Consider the following 19,273-nt stretch of genomic DNA (forward strand, 5'->3'; position numbering starts at 1 on the left):
CTTTAAATTTCTCCATTATCTTCGGAATCAAAAGAGCTGAAGAACTTCGAAACAGAACTAATATTGTAGCCTGCCACCACTCCGAAGCCTCCTTTTACATTAGAATAGGTAGGCGTAACCTGCATCAAGCCCACATCTGCCCAACTGTTGCTTTGCGCATCGTTGATACTCTTGAGAAACCGATAATATTCAGGAGTTACCTTGTATAAATCTACTACATAAGAAAAACTATAAAATGACTGACGATATGAATAAGAGTAGGTATCCAGATGAAGTGTATAGGTTTTGCCATTTATCGTACGGTCATTGAAGATGTAGGCATTACCAAAATACTCATAATCATCCATACCGAAATCATCATCCAGCTTCGACTTCTTGTTCAACAAGGGTTCATTGTTTGTCAGTAGCCCCAGATCACGGTCCATTTCTCGATTCAGTAATCTGAGCTTCACCGAATAATAATCTTCCGAAGAAGGATTATCATGGAAAATGGCTTCTACCCTATCAATCGTTATCGAGTTATAACCATCCGATGATTGCATTTCCAATTTAACATCACCCAACTCCACTCCAACCTTCTCTGGGATATAAGTAGAAGCTGAAACAGATGAGAAATCCGGTGCAGAAACCTGAAGACTGATTTTGTCTCCAGCTTTCTGCTTGCCTACCACATAATACTGACCTACCAGTTGCGAAAGCACATCGGATTTTGTGCTTCGGGTAAAGAGTTGAGCCTCTTCCTCGTTTGCGATGCGTTTCACCGTTTGCTCCACCCCATTCACCTTATATATAATATGTGCATCTACCTTTTCGCGGGATAAGATGTCAACATTCCCCTTCACGGATGCTACAGGCAGGCTCTTAGCAACACTGACGAGCGTGGTATCACCTTCGGTAGGAAAGCAATAAACCACCAGTCGGGAATGATCCTGCAGCTTTTGAATATCAAAATCATCTTTGCAGGAAACCAACGTCAGGCAAAAAAGTATGAGGCGAAATGCCCAATATATCATTGTTTTCATTTTTATCTCTTTTTATCTTTACATAAATCTACATCTACTATTCACCATGCAATTCCTTAGAACTTAATGGTATAGCTGAACGAAGGAATGATTGGGACAAATCCCTTGTTCTTTGCCGTAAACCGCTTTGTTTTCTCATCGTAATCCACCTTGACATACATTGAGTTCAGGTGACAATATGCATTGTAGATGCTCAAATTCCAGATGCGCTCATGGCCATGCTTGGTAACATGGTGGAAATCAAAGCCCAAGTCCAGACGATGATAAGCCGGCAAGGTCAGGTTGTTGGGGGTGGCATAGACAAAAGATGCCGAATTCCACCAACCGCCAGGATATCGATTACCACCATCCGGTAAACCAGGCAGTGCTGCTATCTGAGTCGGAACGGTGGCATGATTGCCGGAATGATAACTCCACACCGCATAGCAGCTCACCTTCCTGTTGAAATCATATCTCAAGGAAAGATTCAACTTATGGCGATTGTCATACTTGTCGTAATACCAGTCCTGATAGAACTCATCATACTTCCGCTTGTTCCAGGAAAGCGTATAGGAACCGCTCAAGGTCAGATGATTGGTACGATATGTGGCATCTGCCTCCAAACCATAGAACAATCCCTTGCCATCCATCACCTGACTATCCCAATTCTCTGCCGGAGGTTCGATTCCCAACCAGCTGCTGTATTGCAGAAGATGCTTCGAGAACTTGTAATAGCCTTCGAGCGATAAGATCCAGTGGCGATTCGGCTGCGCATAGATGCCAGCCGCTATCTGATAAGAACGCATCGGTTTCAAATCCTTGGTGGTTGGCACCCAATAATCTGTAGGCAAATCCAGATAACTGTTGGATATCTTATGCACATACTGAGTCATCTGCGTGAAAGAAGCCTTCAGCGATACCGCATGGCTCCACTGGTATTTCAGGGCGAAACGAGGGTCGATATTGAAAAAGTTCTTATTGCTAATATGAAACAATCCTAAATGAAAACCTGCATCCAGGCTCCATTTATCACTGAGATAGATTTCATCCTCCGCATACGCCGACCATTCATGAGACACATGCCTATTGGTACTATTCACACGGAGGGTATCTATCTCAGCATCACTTCCACTGCCCACATAGTCAAGTTGCATCACTGTCTGCGGTCGAAAGAGATGCATCGTGTAGTCATGACCGAAGCGGATATGATGACGGGGATTCGGACGATAATCGAAAGCCGTGCGATAACCGGCATCATAGATAGTAGAAGTATAGCCATGCTCTAAATGGCTATACAACATTTCTTTCTGGGTTTGTGGATATATCTCTCTATCATCATCCAGAGAATAAAGCTTGGAACGGTTATGGGAATATACAGCAGTGAAGTTGGCAAAGAGCTTCGGCGAGAATAGATAGTTCCAATTCAAAGCCACATTGAAGTTTCCCCAGTTGAGCTGCGCCTTCGTTAATTCCTTATTATATGAATCGCCTTCATGATACCAATCTCCTTTGCTTTCGTCCAGATCATCCTTCACGTCCCAACTGTCTTTTCCATGATAGAGGCTCAAGTCTATCTTCGAACGGTCGCTGAACCGATGGGTTACCTTGGCATTCAAGTCCATGAAGTAATAACCTATCGAAAGTTTCTCGTCTGGCTCAGAGAAAGCCTTGGTCAAGGGACGGGACAGCAGATCCTGCCAGGAACAGCGCATACCTATATTATAAGAGGTCTTGCCTTTCTGGATAGGTCCCTCAAACTGTACACTGGCATCGAGCAGTCCGATGCGATAGGCGCCATGAAACTGATTCATGTTTCCATCGGCAGTACGCACATCCACCACCGATGACAATCTTCCACCATATCGTGCAGGAAAGCCACTCTTGTAGAAATCCACGTTTTTCACCACATCGGCATTGAAACTGGAGAAAAGACCCAGCGCATGATTCGTATTATAAAGCGGAGTACCATCAATCAGAAAAAGATTCTCATCGCCATTGCCGCCATGCACATAGAGTCCGCTTGCCAACTCCTGTCCTTCTGCCACACCACTCACACGCTGCAGGGTCTTCACCACATCCGGCGAAGACATCAGGGCAAACTCTGTCTTGATATCCTTGTTCGAAAAGGAGCGCTTGCCGGTTTGTGTGGTCAGAAGAGGAGAGTTCAAGTCGCCATCTACCACCACCTCAGGCAATTTACCATCAACACGGAGTGCCATATTATGATGCATATCTTTCGAGAGATTCAGCTTCTCCACCTTGTCGGCATAGCCCACATACGAAAAGCGAAGCTGATGCTCGCCTTCGGGCAGGGTAAGCGAAAAGAAACCATATTCATTGGTGGTTGTACCGATGCCATCCGTCAGATCATAGATGGTGGCATTAATCAGCGATTCGCCACTCTCGTCACGGACGTATCCGCTGAGAGTGTGGCGACGCTGAACCTGCTGAACTTTGTGATTGATATTCGTGTAAGATGTTGATATTTGTTGTACGGGTTTTCGCTTCAATATCACATAGTTCGCATTGATATTATATAGAATATGAGTTTTCTCGAAAAGTGCCTTCAGTGCCTTTTTCACCGAAAGATGCTGGATGTTGGGTCCATGATACTTGATGTTCAATTCCCCATCAAGCGATGAATCATAAACGAAGTTGATTTTCCTGATGCGGTGCAGCCAATCCATCTGCTGACGGATTGTGGTAGAAGTCTCTGCCTCCACCATCATCTTCGGCGTGCCTGCCAACGTTGGAGCTGGCAAGGTTAGAATTGAGAGCACAAAAATAATCTCTTTACCTTTCATAACTGTACTTTTATTCATTCTTTTATTGCTATAACGCAAGAATTACAGAATACCCCCATGGATGAAAGGTAAAATATAGAAAAAATCTGCAAGAAAATCATCTTTCTTGCCTCGTAAGGTCTTTAAAGCCTTGGAAATCTGATGTTCCACGGTCTTTTCCGACAGGTTCAGTTCTTCGGCAATCTCCCGATAAGTCATACCGTCACGCTTGCTCATCAGGAAGATTTCCCTGCATCGTTCGGGCAATAGCTCGATAGCCGTCCACAGTTCTGCCTCCCGGAAAGAACTTTCCTGTGCCTGGTCATCAGAAATTGTGCCGCTCAAGTCAGAAGGAGAAATCTCCGTATCTATCGGAGACTGGCGGCGCAATCGGTCGATGCAGGCATTGCGCACAGAGGTATATAAGAAAGCCTTGATGTTTTCTGGCATAATGTTCCTACTTATCAATTTCACAAAACAATCCTGCACCACGTCTTCAGCCTCATCGATATCATGCAGATAATGAGTGGCATAAAGACATAGCGGACGATAATACTGCTGAAATATCAAGTCTATCTCTTGCATAAACCTTCTCTACCTAAACTAAACTCTTATATAACAAAATAACCCTCCAAATCCGTGAAGACTTGAAGGGTTATTTGCGAGATGTTGTCCCAGGCGGATTCGAACCACCACTGACAGAACCAAAAACTGTAGTGCTACCATTACACCATAGGACAATAAATCGGGTGCAAAGGTAGTGGATTTTTTCTCCACTACCAAATATTTTCAATACTTTTAACGATTATTTCACGGTAATCAAGAAGTAATTCTTCTTGCCCTTTTGTACCAAGAGATACTTACCATCAATAAGGTCGTCTGCAGTTACTATCTGATCGAAAGCTGCAAGCTTCTCCTTGTTGAGTGAAACACCACCGCCCTTGACGAGCTTACGCATCTCGCTCTTACTTGGGAAGATCTGCATACCTTCCTGATTGAAAAGGTCAACTGCTGCTCCGCCAAGCAAGTTCTTGTCGAGATCATAATGAGGTACATTAGCGAATACATCATTCAAGGTAGCCTCATCAAGCTGTGCAAGATTCTCCTTGGTTGCCTTACCGAAAAGGATGTTGCTGGCTGCAATAGCCATATCCAAGTCTTCCTGAGAGTGAACCATTACAGTAACCTCCTCTGCCAAACGCTTCTGGAGAACACGGCGACCTGGATCCTGCTTATGCTCTTCTACGAGAGCATCAATAGTTTCCTTGTCGAGGTCGGTGAAGATCTTGATGTATTTCTCAGCATCGTCATCGCTTACGTTCAACCAGAACTGGTAGAAAGCGTAAGGAGTAGTACGATTACGGTCCAACCAAATGTTACCGCTCTCTGTCTTACCAAACTTCTTGCCATCTGCCTTGGTAATCAAAGGACAAGTGAGGCAGAAGCACTCTGCATCATTGCCGAGAGTACGATGAATCAACTCAGTACCAGTAGTCATGTTACCCCACTGGTCGTTACCACCCAACTGAAGGCGCACACCATACTTCTCATACTGATAAAGGAAATCGTAACCCTGAAGCAACTGATAAGTAAACTCAGTGAAAGACAAGCCGTCACGAGCCTCACCATTCAAACGCTTCTGTACACTATCCTTTGCCATCATATAGTTAACGGTAATGTGCTTACCTACCACACGAGCGAAATCGAGGAAAGTAAAGTCCTTCATCCAGTCGTAGTTGTTTACCAACTCAGCCTTATTTGGCTCATTGCCATCGAAGTCAAGGAACTTAGATACCTGCTTCTTGATAGCCTCCTGGTTATGATAGAGAGTCTCTGCGTCGAGAAGATTACGCTCCTGGCTCTTGCCAGAAGGGTCGCCAATCATACCTGTAGCACCGCCAACAAGCAGATAAGGCTTGTGACCACAACGCTGCAAGTGACGCAACATCATGATTCCACAAAGGTGACCGATATGAAGAGAGTCTGCGGTAGGGTCAGTACCAAGATAAGCAGACACCATGTGGGTGTTGAGGTATTCCTCTGTACCTGGCATAATCTGAGCCAGCATACCACGCCATTTCAATTCTTCAACAAAGTTTTTTGCCATCGAATGAGATTGTTATATATTATATAAAATATGTGTAAGGGGCCCGAATCACCTTCGGAAACTTACGGCACGGGGTCATAACCCGAACCACCCCATGGATTGCATCTTAATATTCGCCAGATAGCCAAAGCGAGCCCTTTAAACGGTCCATGCTTCAGAATCGCCTGACGAGCATACTCAGAACAAGTGGGCGTAAAGCGACAAGACGGCGGAGTAAATGGCGTGATACATCTTTGATAAAAGAGTATCGGCATCACCAGCAGGTAAGTTAGCAGCTTTTTCATTGTTCCAAACTATCTACTATTTTTTCCAATGCCGCCTTAACAGCTTTCTCAACCTTCACAGAATCATAGGTTTGTCCAGAAAGCCAAATAAAGGCAATGAGGATTTTAGTATCCGGATGCAAAGCAAGTACATCTGTCAAAATTGCCTTATGAAGACGATAGCTTTCTCGAAGTTGGCGTTTCACCAAGTTGCGCTTAACAGCTCTCTTGAAATAGCGCTTAGACACACTCATCAATACTTCCGCTTGCGCATCATCCTCATCCTTCCTTTTCACGACTTGATACACTACCCTCACCGGCCATTCTTTCTTATGTTGGGAATGACCCAAAAAGAGTTGTTCTATGAGCGTCCTGCTACACAACCTCTCTTGTTTCGGTAATGTAAAAGTCTTCTGTTCTGACATTCCTATCAATTAGGCTATATTAATATACAGTTCTATAGAAATCTTAGGACCATAGAAATCACTCTGGATTTATTAGAGATCCCTCAGTACTTCTCCCAGAACTTAATTATTCGTTATTTCTCTCGAGATAATCTTTCAAGGCACCTGTCATAGAAGGGAATTTCTTGGAAGGAGCCTCCAGATCGAGTCTGAGATTCTCATCCTCTACAGTTTTGGCTGTAGCAGGACCAAAAGCAGCAACAGCGATATCACCTTGCTTGAAATCAGGGAAATTCTTCTTTAAAGCCTTCACACCAGTTGGGCTGAAGAAAATCATCATATCATAATCGAAGCTCTTGATTTCCTCTTCTGTGAAATCATTGCTTACTGTACGATACATCACACATTCTGTATGCTTCAGGTTTTTCTCGTCGAGAGCATTCTTGATATCATCATTATGAACACAACTCAGTGGCACGAGATACTTCTCTGTCTTGTGTCGTGACATTTGTGCGAGGAGACCATCAATCTTACCTGTTTCACCAAAGAACACCTTTCGTTTACGATACTGCACATATTTCTGGATATAAAGTGCAATCGTCTCAATCACGCAGAAGTACTTCATATCTTCTGGAATAGTAATACGCATCTCCTTGGCCAACTTGAAATAGTTATCCACTGCATGACGAGAGGTGAAAACTACTGCAGTATAGTCGAGCAGATTGATTTTCTGCTGACGAAACTCCTTCGCTGTAAGTCCCTCAACCTTGAAGAATGGGCGGAACACGCATTCTACGCCATAATCCTTCTCTAATTCATAATACGGAGATTTATCACTCGCTGGTTTTGGCTGAGAAACTAAAATCTTCTTTATCATTTTTGTCCTAAAAGTTTATTTTCAAATAATGACTAATCAATACCAATCCGCCTGACAAAGCGAAAAGAGGTACCACTTCGAGGGCACAAAAGTACAAAATTATTTGCAAAAAAGCGCCTTTTCTTCGAAAAAAGATGATGAAACACTTATAAAAAGACAATATTTTGATGATTCCGACTACAATAAGTGTATAAATCACAGCCGCTTGTATGGAAAAACCAAAGTATGTCATCAGCATGATAGCAGGGAAAAGTAGTACACCTTCACACGACACTAAGAAGAGATATGCCTTCATCCATTGTTCGTTTTTTTTCTTATCAAAGAACACCCACCCTGTTATCGAATAGAGCAATGCCTTCAACAGGAAGTAAGCTGCAGCATACCCTGCATAGATGCTAATCACCTGATATTGGTCTATTGTAAATGTATCACTGATAGAAGCCCTGGAATACATAAAATAGCCGATGGCTATCAGTAAGCAAGTCTGTAATCCTAAAAACAACTGGAAGCGCAACTCATTGGACGTCTCGGTTATCACCGTGGTACCAAATCGTGGTACACGGAAGAAAGTCTTTGCCTGACGAATGATAAGCTGACGAGACTTGGTGAAGGCCACACATGCTATCAGAAAGCAGAACAAAAGCAAAATCGTGACAAAATCATCGGCTGCTACAGTATAAGGCACCGGGTCACCTGCCACACCCAATCTTCCGCCCTTCAATTCTGGATGAAAGAGCGAATCTTTCGAGAAGAAAGACTCACGATAATACTGCGGTAAGCTGACGTCCCTAAAACTCTTGCCTGGCTGATGCCCTGGAAGATGCAAGGTATCGGGCATTTCGCTCCAATGAATCTCACATGGTTTGATATGCGCTCGCACCATGGAATCTTGCTGAGCAGGTGTCGCATTCTTGGGCAACCAACTCAGCACTTGCTTCGGAGTCAATACTCCTGTATGCTTTAAAGGCTCCTGTGCCACATCTGACTCAGGAGTTTCTATGATTGTTGAATCTGCTTGTTGCGCCATCCTTCTACTATAAATAATAAGTTATCCCTAGAAAGCCAGGCTCTCTAGGGAATAAATTCTATTTTCTTGAGTCTAATCCCATTTAAAGGGCAAACTCTTTCTTAATTTCCTCTACTTTATCGAGTTTTTCCCAAGTAAACAACTCTACCTGCATAGTCTTGGTATCATGATAACGGCTGGTGAAAGTCTTTTCCACTACCTCATTCTTTCGACCCATGTGACCATACGCAGCAGTCTCCAGATACATTGGCTGACGGAGCTTCAACTGACGCTCGATAGCCTTTGGACGGAGATCAAACATCTGAGAAATCTTCTGGGCAATTTCACCATCATTCATATTCACATGGCTACGTCCATAAGTATTCACATAGATGCTGACAGGCTCAGCCACACCAATAGCATAACTTACCTGCACCAACATTTCATCAGCCACACCTGCAGCTACCATGTTCTTGGCAATATAGCGAGCAGCGTAAGCAGCAGAACGGTCCACCTTACTTGAATCCTTTCCAGAGAAAGCGCCACCGCCATGTGCACCCTTACCACCATAAGTATCCACGATGATCTTACGACCTGTCAGACCGGTATCTCCATGAGGACCACCGATAACAAACTTACCTGTAGGATTGACGAAATACTTGATGTCATCATTGAAAAGAGACAATACCTTGTCGCCCAACTGTGCTTTCACGCGTGGAATGAGAATGTTGATAACATCCTCACGAATTTTTGCCAGCATAGCATCGTCATCATCATTACCCATTGCATCCTTGATAAAATCATCATGCTGAGTAGAAACAACGATTGTATCAATACGCTGAGGAATATTGTCATCAGAGTATTCTACCGTTACCTGACTCTTGGAATCCGGACGGAGATAAGTCATCACCTTACCTTCCTTACGGATAGCAGCGAGTTCCTTCATGATGAGCTGTGCCAAGTCAAGAGAGACTGGCATATAATTATCTGTCTCATTGGTAGCATAGCCGAACATCATACCCTGGTCACCAGCACCCTGGTCTTCATCTTCCTCACGGCTCACACCACGGTTGATATCATCACTCTGCTCATGAATGGCAGTAAGAATACCACAAGAGTCACCATCAAACTGGTATTCTGATTTGGTATAACCGATTTTCTTAATTGTTTTGCGGGCGATAGTCTGCAAATCTACGTATTCATTAGAGCGAACCTCGCCCATGATAACCACCTGACCAGTAGTACAGAAAGATTCGATAGCACAATGAGCATGCTCATCGTAAGCCAGGAACTGGTCTAACAATGCATCGGATATCTGGTCTGCAACTTTATCAGGATGTCCTTCAGAAACTGATTCTGACGTAAACAAATATGCCATATTTATTCCTTTTCTTCTTTTAAAAATTGATATATCATTTATTTGCGGCTGCAAAGTTACACATTTATTTTCATATTCAGTCACATTAGAATGAAAAATATTCCAGTTTTAAATGTTTATCAGTCAAGATGGTCATCAGAAGCACTTTCCGGCTTCATCTTCTCGCGATACATGATATTTCTCGGATGATGTTCCAAGATTTCCCGCCTCAAGTCGGAAGTTTCCAAATGTGTATAGATTTCTGTCGTTCCCAGATCTTCATGCCCCAACAAGGCCTGGATAACACGCAAATCGGCACCACCCTTGAGCAAGGCTGTTGCAAAACTATGCCGAAGGGTATGAGGCGAGATGGTTTTCTTGATTCCTGCATCCTTTGCCGCATTCTTAATCATGATAAGAATCATCGTTCTGGTAAGATGAGCACCCCGTCGATTGAGGAAAACATAATCCTCCTCTCCCGGTTTGATTTTCATCTGATTGCGGTCCATATACCAATAATGCAACTGTTTGATGGCAGTTTCAGAAATCGGAACAAGTCTTTCCTTGCTTCCCTTTCCCAAAACACGGATGAATTTTTCCTCCTCGAAGATGTCGCTTAATTTGAGATTTACCAATTCCGACACTCGTAACCCACAGGAGAACAGGACTTCTATGATTGTCTTGTTACGCTGTCCTTCCCATTTCGTCAGATTAATAGCCTGTTCCAACAGATCCACCTCCTCCACTGTCAGATATTCCGGCAAATGCTGTCCAATCTGCGGGAAAGGAAGCAGCTCCGTAGGATCATTTTTCAAATAATCCTCAATCATCAAGAAACGATAGAAAGAACGCACTCCACTTAAGATACGCGATTGGGAACGAGCACCAACATTCTTATCATGCAAACCCGCAGAAAACTCCTCTAAATCCTCCAGTTTGACATCCAAGAGGGAAATCTCCTTGGATTTGACAAATTCAAGGAGATAACGCAAGTCGCGCTGGTAAGCTTCCAACGTATTGGGTGAGTAATTACGCTCCAATTTGAGGTATCTCACATAATCCTTAACAATATTCGTACTTGATTTCTTGCTTGTTTCCATTTTTATTATTACCTTTGCAGTTAGAAGTAAAAGAGACAGTCTCAATCTTCCATGATGGAAGAACACTCTAACTTCTGCAAAATTACAAAAAAATATTCATAAACGGATAAAATAATAAGGGATTATGAAAATACAAATTATCAATGGTCCAAACTTGAACCTCCTCGGTGTCCGTGAACCGGGCATTTATGGCAGCAACTCCTTCGAAAGTTATTTGCCAAAATTGAAGGAAAAATTTCCTGATGTAGAAATTGAATATTACCAGAGCAATATCGAAGGTGAGCTGATCAACAAGTTGCAGGAAGTGGGTTTTTCATACGATGGTGTAGTCCTCAATGCAGGAGCCTATACCCACACGAGCATTGCCTTGCAAGATTGCATCCGCAGTTTGAAGTGCCCATGTGTGGAGGTTCATATCTCCAATGTCCATAAGCGTGAGGAGTTCCGCCACCACTCTTATATCTCTTGCGCCTGCCTCGGAGTCATCTGTGGCTTCGGTCTGGCATCCTACGACCTTGCCATAGCTGGCATCATTGCAAACAAATAGGAATATGACTGAGACAGAAAGCATCGACAAGTACATCTGCGACCACATGGAGCCAGAAGGCGATTACCTCTACCGTCTTTACCGCGCCACTAATATCCATACGATTCACGGTCGCATGGCAAGCGGTCACATCCAAGGCAGACTGCTCAAAATGCTGGTAGAAATGATTCGTCCCCAAAACATCCTGGAAGTAGGAACCTTCAGCGGTTACAGCGCCATCTGTCTGGCCGAGGGTTTGCAGGAAGGCAGCAAACTCTATACCTTTGAAATCAATGACGAGATGGAAGATTTCACCCGACCATGGATAGAGGGATCCAGTGTAGCCGACAAGATAGATTTCCGCATAGGTGATGCCAACGTGGAAGCGCCCAAATTGGGAGTTATGTTCGACATGGCTTTTGTCGATGGCGACAAGCGCACCTACATCGAGACCTATGAGATGGTGATGAGTGTCTTGAAACCCGGCGGTTATATCCTTGCCGACAATACCTTGTGGGATGGGCACGTCATCGATCCTGCCTATGACCGCGATCACCAGACCAAAGGTATTCGTGCCTTCAACGATTTGATTGCCTCCGACCCTCGTGTCGAGGTGGTTATCTTGCCATTGAGAGATGGTCTGACACTGATAAGGAAAAAATAAGAAATGGCAGTACCTTTCCGAAGGTCAACTGCCATTTCTTATTTTCATCCTACGCTTATTTCACGATGATTGCACGTCCATCGTCAGATACTCCCTCGCCAGAGATATGCAACTTCTTGCAAGTTCCATTGTTATAGAATTGTATCGTTGCTTCCCCATTCTCATCCAACTGCAAGTCAGGATTCCAATAGAGCGTGCGACGATAGTCATGCTCTGGATGTGACTTCGAGTAGTTTGGCAGACGGTAAGGAAGAAGTGAGGAGAAACCCGAAACTTTTAGATAGCGAGTATGCGGTATTTGATTATACTTCAAATACTTTTCCCATTCATGATCTGTATCAAGAATCATGCAAGCCACCAAAGAAGGATACATCGACATACTTGAATAATCACTACGTTTAGGTAGAGGATTCTCCAAAGCCAAACCAGAATTCATAACACTCCATTCACCTGCAGAAGCAGGACTTCCAGAGTCAAGATAAGAGTAATATCTACAAGCAGGATTGTCTGAGCGCAGTATCACCTTTTTATATTTAGTGATACTCGTAAAATTACTATTCACTATTTTGCCAGCAGGAATGTCTGTTTCATTATCCCAATAGGAGTTTCCCACTTCAATCGCCCCCATCTTACCCATCTCTTTGCAAAGATATGGGTGTACCAACAGACCACAAGAGATTTTCAAGTTAGAAAATGTTGATGCCACAGCATTCTCATCCTCATTGGCAAGCCTATCCATCTCCTTGATTAAATCCAAACATACAGAACTGAACTGAGACTTCGATTGTTTCAAATGCTTGACACTCACATTGCGTCTGCCCATTTGAACAGTATTCTGCCATTTCAGTTCATCTTTGGTATATTTTCGTAGAACAGGGCTCATGTCTTCGTTTACCACAAACTTCGTCTGAATAGAGCTATCGGCAAGTTGGGCAAACTTCAACTGCAAGTAGGCATCACCCATAAACTTACCAAGACAAGTAGCAAATATACCTTGCTGGTCGGTCGTGGTCTTTGTTTGGGAATATCCATTGGACAAAAACAAAGTTGGCACCAACTCCTGTTGAGCCATCGCTTCAAAAGAACTTTCTTGTTGAGAATTTCTGATAAGCCGTCCTGCCTTTCCATAAACTGTAATGCCTTGCTCCGGCAGATACTTCTTGCCAGCATTTGGAGCAGAATAAGAAAATGCTGAGGACACAAAGTCAACCATCCCCTTGTTGCTATCTTTCATGAAGTTGTCGCCATTCAAGACTGATAGAGACACATGTTCTCCAGGTTGTCCCTTCAACTTGACTGTCACTACACCATAAGGCATCATTGTAGAAGCATTATAGGAAGCTGTGACGATTTGTTCTTTGTCTTGGGAATTGCTCATTATTGACGAAGCACCATCCACACACTCTATCCCCTTATGGATGGGACATTTGCGACCACCCATGTTTCTAACCTCTCGCTTGCGAATGGCTAAGTCCGAATATTGTCCATTCTTCACTTGCTCATAGACAGGAATCACCTGAGAGAAATAGTTGGTTTGTCCATCATTCTGCATATAGCGAGTATAAGCACGGATTTCATACAAGCCCGACAGGAGAAACGGTCGAAGATAAACGTCACCCGCACAACGCCCGTTCACCAAAGGATAAATACGCTTTTCGACGACATATCCCTCAGGAGCAACCACATCTACATATAGCACCTTGCTCTTATCAGTCAGTCGCTTGGTATCTGTATCCATGACGTATGCCGAGAGCCTCAGCGTATCGCCCAAGAAGTAAGCCGAGTTGTCTAAGTGTAAATACGCTTTTTCTCCTGCTCGCAAGCAAGTGGAACTTGCCAACAAGAGCATAACTGTTAATAGATTCTTCTTATTCATAGTCATTTGTTTTATTTTAATTACGAACAACGTCACAATCCTACTTATTCTCTCACGATGATTGCCCGTCCATCGTCAGATACTCCCTCACCAGAGATACGCAACTTTTTGCAAGTTCCATTGTTATAGAATTGTATCGTTGCTTCCCCATTCTCATCCAACTGCAAGTCAGGATTCCAATAGAGCGTGCGACGATAGTCATGCTCTGGGTGTGACTTCGAGTAGTTTGGCAGGCGGTAAGGAAGAAGTGAGGAGAAACCCGAAACTTTTAGATAGCGATAACCAGGAATACGATTGTATCGAAGGTAATTGTCCCATTCATGATTCATATCAGGTACCATGCAAGAAATCAGGGAAGGCTTTCCTTTTTCTATATCATTGGCTTGAATGCTTCCTGCACCAGGACTGAAGCCATGAACTTGTGCACCATAAGCTGGAACATAGCAGTCGTGCAATTTTCCGTTAGAAAAATCATAGTGAGAGCGAATCGCTTTATCTGTGCGCAAAACTATCTCAGAATATTTTCTAATATCCATTGCAACATCTATGTCTTTTGTCTCAGGCACAATTGTATCTCCAGAATATGATCCATGCAAGTCTATCGCTCTACTCGTTTTAAGATTATATTGATAATTATTTCTATCGCTCAAGAAATAACTCACTAACGCATCATTTTGCATCAACAGATCATTATCAATATGATTCAAATCATCTAAACGATTGATTGGCTCCCAATAGCTGAAGTTATTGAATATTCTATCAGTCTCTTTTAGTACATCTATATTGAAAACATCTTGCAACTTATCTTTTCCTTTCTGAGTTTTTACAGAAACACATTTTCCTCCAAACAATACAGAACGACATAATTGCTTTTCTTTCTTTGTATAAATTTTGCATGGTGGATCTAAGTCATAGTTTATTTGAAACATATCCCTACCATATTGGGGTACTTGCTTATATTTTAATAAAAGGAAATGATTCCCCACAAACTTTCCAATAGGAATACCAAAATAGCCCAAAGAATCTGAAGCAATGTCAATTCCCTGATTTCCTTCAAGTGCCCCCATTATTTTATAATCAAACTGGCAATAAGGAATGGCTCTAAAAGAGTTTTGCCCGACACGTTTTTGTATCACTTCTCCCGTCTTTCCATAAACCATAAGTTCCTGCTCTGGCTTATAAAAGTACTTTCCGTTTTCACCTACTGAGGAAATATTTCCGTTTACAAAATCTGTGATATTTTCATGATTTATGCTGATATAATTATCTGCGTCTATAATCGATAATGTCAAATGTGCATTAGGAGTACCCTTCACTTTGACCGTTGTAACCTGAAATGGTTGCATGGAAGCACTATCATAAGAGGCCTCAAATACCAAAGGCTTGCACGTTGTCGAAGTAGGCAAATAATTACTTTTCCATGGTAAAGGCTTTCTTCCTCTGTCGTTTTTTACTTTTTGAACATTGCGCAGCTTTCTACTTTGGAAGACAAGAGTTTGGTATTGTCCATTCCTTACTTGTTCATAAACAGGAACTACTTGAGAATAATAGTTTGTCTGTCCATCATTCTGCATATAGCGAGTATAAGCACGGATTTCAAGCAGACCTGACAGGAGAAGCGGACGTAGATAGATATCGCCAGCACATCGACCATTCACCAAAGGATAGGTTCTACTTTCTATAACATAACCTTCTGGAGCCAATAAGTCCACATACAGCACCTCGCTCTTTTCAGTCAGTCGCTTGGAATCTGTATCCATGACGTATGCCGAAAGCCTCAGCGTATCGCCCAAGAAGTAAGCCGAGTTGTCTAAGTGCAGATACGCTTTTTCTCCTGCTCGCAAGCAAGTGGAACTTGCGAGTAGGAGAAATAATATAAAATACTTCTTAACTTTTTTCATATTTGGTTCTAACTATTTGTTGGTTACAAAGGTATAAAAAAAGAAACAAACATATATAAAGAAAACTGATTATTTTATCAGTGTTGCAAAAGAACAAATATCTATAAGCTCCTATTAATCAATAAAATACAAATCAAATAAGCCGAATATAGAATAGGAATTGTAACACAAATATTAATCATAAAAGCAAATAATATAGAAAGTTTGGCTTTATTAAAAGAGATTTTATTATCTTTGTACACTAATCATATATCACATATCTGACATGAAAAAAATATTATTTATACTCACAATCTTCTCACTTATTGTATGTGGATGTCAATACAGAAAGGATAATTACAATGAGAGACTAACTCAAATAGACTCTCTCTTAGATAACTATCAAATAGAGACTGCCCAAATATTGTTTGCTCAATTAAATAAGAAAAAAATTCATGAAGAAGAACTTCTGGCTTATCACAACCTAATATCCACCGAATTAGCCTATATGCAATATCGGCATAATCTAACCAACGACCCAATCAATCAAAGTATAGCATTTTATGAAAAAAATAAAATGTTAGATAAATTAGCGAAATGCTACTATTATAAAAGTACTATTCTATATGATTCCGGCAGTCGAAAAGAAGCTATTTGTAATATTAAAAAGGCAGAGCAGATAGCAGGACTAATAAAGAATCTTAGGATTGAAACCAAAATATATAGCTTTTTGTCACAAATCAATTTAAACAATGAAGACTATGCTTTAGCTATGCAATATGCTCGTAAGTACAGAACTAGTGCAGAACAATATAACTGTCCAATTGACAAAATTGACAGTTACAACAGAATCGCTATTTTGCATTATTATCTCATGCAAGATGATAGTGCAAGTTATTATATAAATAAATGTATTCCTTTATTAAAATATGCACCTGATAGCGCAAAAATTATATATCTCGACAATATTGGGTATCTAAATATGAATAGGAATCCAAAACTTGCACTAAAATACTTAAATGTTGCCATGAAATTAGGACCAAGTGTTGATACATATGACAACCTTGCACAAATTTATATTAAACAAGGGGAAAAGGAAAAAGCTGATAGCCTTTGGAGAAAAGCTTTACAGACTCAAGACCTTGCAAAGAAAATAGAAATATTATCTACCATACTTAGACAAAAACAAGAAGAAAAAGATTATAAAAAAGTTGCGCATTTCGCCTCATGGTTAGTGGAATTGAAAGATAGTTTAGCCGACCAGCGAAAAAGCGAGCAAATTTTAGTACAACAGATTAAATTTGACAATGACTTGGCACAGGCTAAACAGCAAAAGACGATTTTGACTTTAACCTATGCTATTTGCATTGCCGTACTTCTACTTGTTTTGATTTGTCTCAGCATCAGATACCACCACATGAAGACTATAAATGAGAAGTTAGAAAATGAGAAGAAGATAAAAGAGTATCAAATAACCATCGATAAATTAGCATCTATTGGACAAACAGACCATAAAACTATTAAAAATTTACAAAAAAGGATTGATAAACTTCAATATTTTAAAGACAACCATACTCAACAAGGACATATATTATATGAGACAGCACTATTTGGAAAAAGCATCAAAGACTGGAACAAGCCTGAAATGATAACCTTCCTGGACTATTATGTCTCTAAAGATATTGAGTATTCCCTGTCACTGGAAGAAATTGATCAACTTACTGCCAGAGAAAAAATCTTTCTTATCCTCCAGCATGAAGGAAAAACGGAAGCAAAAGTCGCAGAAATGATGGCTCTCAGCAACTCTGCACTACGCACAATGAAAAGCCGAATCAAAAAGAAAAAAGAATCAAAATGAAAAGAAATATACTATACTTAATAAGTCTTTGCTTCCTCTTATCAACAATTTGTTGTAAGCATAAGGATCAAACTCTCCAAGAAAAGTTGGTGAATATTGATTCCCTATTAGAAAATGAGCACATAGACTCTGCCAAGTTAAGGATAAAGCAACTTAATATTAGCCATATCAAGGATTCTAACATTCTTGCGTACTATAACCTTATAGCAACAAGATTGAGTTATATGCAATATAAGCCGGCTAATTCTCTTTCATTAATAAATCAAAGTATAGCTATCTATACAAGATTAAACGATGAAGAAAAGTTAGCTAGATGTTATTACTATAAGGCTGCAATTTTATATAACTTAGGCAAAAGAAAAGAAGCAATAGAAAATGCAAAAAGAGCAGAAGCAAAATCATTGAATCTCCCTTTATTAAAAGGAAAAATATATAACTTTCTATCTTTAATAAATTCCGAAAATGGCAATTATAATCTTGCTATGAAATATGCTCGCCAGTATTTCTATTATACAGAAGCCACTTCAAATAACTCAGATAAAATAGACAGTTATAATCGGATGGCTATATCCTATTATTATCTTTCTCAAATTGATAGTGCTATATTTTATATTAACAAATGTATTCCATTGCTCAATTATTCAACAGATAGCGCAAAAATTATATATCTCGACAATATTGGGTATCTAAATATGAATAGGAATCCAAAACTCGCACTAAAATACTTAAATGTTGCCATGAAATTAGGACCAAGTGTTGATACGTATGACAACCTTGCACAAATTTATATTAAACAAGGGGAAAAGGAAAAAGCTGATAGCCTTTGGAGAAAAGCTTTACAGACTCAAGACCTTGCAAAGAAAATAGAAATATTATCTACCATACTTAGACAAAAACAAGAAGAAAAAGATTATAAAAAAGTTGCGCATTTCGCCTCATGGTTAGTGGAATTGAAAGATAGTTTAGCCGACCAGCGAAAAAGCGAGCAAATTTTAGTACAACAGATTAAATTTGACAATGACTTGGCACAGGCTAAACAGCAAAAGACGATTTTGACTTTAACCTATGCTATTTGCATTGCCGTACTTCTACTTGTTTTGATTTGTCTCAGCATCAGATACCACCACATGAAGACTATAAATGAGAAGTTAGAAAATGAGAAGAAGATAAAAGAGTATCAAATAACCATCGATAAATTAGCATCTATTGGACAAACAGACCATAAAACTATTAAAAATTTACAAAAAAGGATTGATAAACTTCAATATTTTAAAGACAACCATACTCAACAAGGACATATATTATATGAGACAGCACTATTTGGAAAAAGCATCAAAGACTGGAACAAGCCTGAAATGATAACCTTCCTGGACTATTATGTCTCTAAAGATATTGAGTATTCCCTGTCACTGGAAGAAATTGATCAACTTACTGCCAGAGAAAAAATCTTTCTTATCCTCCAGCATGAAGGAAAAACGGAAGCAAAAGTCGCAGAAATGATGGCTCTCAGCAACTCTGCACTACGCACAATGAAAAGCCGAATCAAAAAGAAAAAAGAATCAAAATGAAAA

16 protein-coding genes and 1 tRNA gene are annotated in these 19,273 nt (G+C 40.9%); 4 read left to right on the forward strand and 13 right to left on the reverse strand.

Annotated features, from left to right (window positions below; genetic code table 11):
• Positions 1–2: 2 nt before the first annotated feature.
• From EXN75_RS05645 to xerA, 11 genes are all read right to left on the reverse strand, one after another.
• The gene (locus EXN75_RS05645; protein WP_134843097.1) at positions 3–1,022 is read right to left on the reverse strand and encodes a DUF4249 domain-containing protein; all 1,020 of its coding nucleotides are present in this window, start codon (positions 1,020–1,022) and stop codon (positions 3–5) included.
• 56 nt (positions 1,023–1,078) lie between these two features.
• Positions 1,079–3,823: a TonB-dependent receptor gene (locus EXN75_RS05650; RefSeq protein ID WP_246031305.1), complete on the reverse strand. Its 2,745-nt coding sequence runs from the start codon at positions 3,821–3,823 to the stop codon at positions 1,079–1,081.
• A 24-nt stretch (positions 3,824–3,847) separates the two neighbouring features.
• On the reverse strand, positions 3,848–4,369 hold the full coding sequence (locus EXN75_RS05655; RefSeq protein ID WP_134843098.1) for an RNA polymerase sigma-70 factor: 522 nt from the start codon (positions 4,367–4,369) through the stop codon (positions 3,848–3,850).
• Between the two features lie 84 nt (positions 4,370–4,453).
• Positions 4,454–4,524: transfer RNA gene (locus EXN75_RS05660), tRNA-Gln, on the reverse strand.
• Positions 4,525–4,589: 65 nt separating this feature from the next.
• On the reverse strand, positions 4,590–5,891 hold the full coding sequence (gene tyrS / locus EXN75_RS05665) for a tyrosine--tRNA ligase (RefSeq protein ID WP_118115946.1): 1,302 nt from the start codon (positions 5,889–5,891) through the stop codon (positions 4,590–4,592).
• A 62-nt stretch (positions 5,892–5,953) separates the two neighbouring features.
• A complete protein-coding gene (gene yidD, locus EXN75_RS05670) occupies positions 5,954–6,175 on the reverse strand; it encodes a membrane protein insertion efficiency factor YidD (protein WP_118115948.1) in 222 nt (73 codons plus the stop codon).
• A complete protein-coding gene (locus tag EXN75_RS05675; protein WP_022110591.1) occupies positions 6,172–6,579 on the reverse strand; it encodes a ribonuclease P protein component in 408 nt (135 codons plus the stop codon). Before EXN75_RS05675 ends, yidD begins: the two co-directional genes overlap by 4 nt.
• A gap of 106 nt (positions 6,580–6,685) precedes the next feature.
• Positions 6,686–7,435 carry a uroporphyrinogen-III synthase gene (locus EXN75_RS05680; protein WP_022110592.1) on the reverse strand — a complete coding sequence of 250 codons (750 nt, stop codon included), beginning with the start codon at positions 7,433–7,435 and terminating at the stop codon, positions 6,686–6,688.
• Between the two features lie 7 nt (positions 7,436–7,442).
• Positions 7,443–8,462, reverse strand: a complete 1,020-nt coding sequence (locus tag EXN75_RS05685; RefSeq protein ID WP_134843099.1) for a DUF4271 domain-containing protein — start codon at positions 8,460–8,462, stop codon at positions 7,443–7,445.
• Between the two features lie 82 nt (positions 8,463–8,544).
• Positions 8,545–9,819 (reverse strand): methionine adenosyltransferase, encoded by a 1,275-nt coding sequence (metK, locus tag EXN75_RS05690; protein ID WP_118115952.1) that lies wholly within the window; start codon positions 9,817–9,819, stop codon positions 8,545–8,547.
• 119 nt (positions 9,820–9,938) lie between these two features.
• Entirely contained in the window at positions 9,939–10,898 is a 960-nt protein-coding gene (gene xerA / locus EXN75_RS05695; protein WP_134843100.1) for a site-specific tyrosine recombinase/integron integrase, read from the reverse strand.
• 124 nt (positions 10,899–11,022) lie between these two features.
• On the opposite strand from xerA, the gene aroQ reads away from it, so the two are divergent.
• Positions 11,023–11,445, forward strand: coding sequence for a type II 3-dehydroquinate dehydratase (gene aroQ, locus EXN75_RS05700; RefSeq protein ID WP_022110596.1), 423 nt, complete (start codon positions 11,023–11,025; stop codon positions 11,443–11,445).
• Positions 11,446–11,449: 4 nt separating this feature from the next.
• A complete protein-coding gene (locus EXN75_RS05705; RefSeq protein ID WP_134843101.1) occupies positions 11,450–12,088 on the forward strand; it encodes an O-methyltransferase in 639 nt (212 codons plus the stop codon).
• 55 nt (positions 12,089–12,143) lie between these two features.
• Here EXN75_RS05705 and EXN75_RS05710 read toward each other — a convergent pair whose 3' ends face one another.
• Positions 12,144–13,964 carry a hypothetical protein gene (locus EXN75_RS05710; RefSeq protein WP_134843102.1) on the reverse strand — a complete coding sequence of 607 codons (1,821 nt, stop codon included), beginning with the start codon at positions 13,962–13,964 and terminating at the stop codon, positions 12,144–12,146.
• A gap of 44 nt (positions 13,965–14,008) precedes the next feature.
• Positions 14,009–15,724, reverse strand: a complete 1,716-nt coding sequence (locus EXN75_RS05715; RefSeq protein ID WP_134843103.1) for a hypothetical protein — start codon at positions 15,722–15,724, stop codon at positions 14,009–14,011.
• Between the two features lie 406 nt (positions 15,725–16,130).
• Here EXN75_RS05715 and EXN75_RS05720 point away from each other — a divergent pair, with 406 nt between their 5' ends.
• On the forward strand, positions 16,131–17,702 hold the full coding sequence (locus EXN75_RS05720) for a tetratricopeptide repeat protein (RefSeq protein ID WP_134843104.1): 1,572 nt from the start codon (positions 16,131–16,133) through the stop codon (positions 17,700–17,702).
• Entirely contained in the window at positions 17,699–19,270 is a 1,572-nt protein-coding gene (locus EXN75_RS05725) for a tetratricopeptide repeat protein (protein ID WP_134843105.1), read from the forward strand. The genes EXN75_RS05720 and EXN75_RS05725 overlap by 4 nt, the downstream gene beginning before the upstream one ends.
• Positions 19,271–19,273 lie beyond the last annotated feature (3 nt).

This window comes from Segatella hominis (assembly GCF_004535825.1).
GTDB lineage: Bacteria > Bacteroidota > Bacteroidia > Bacteroidales > Bacteroidaceae > Prevotella > Prevotella hominis.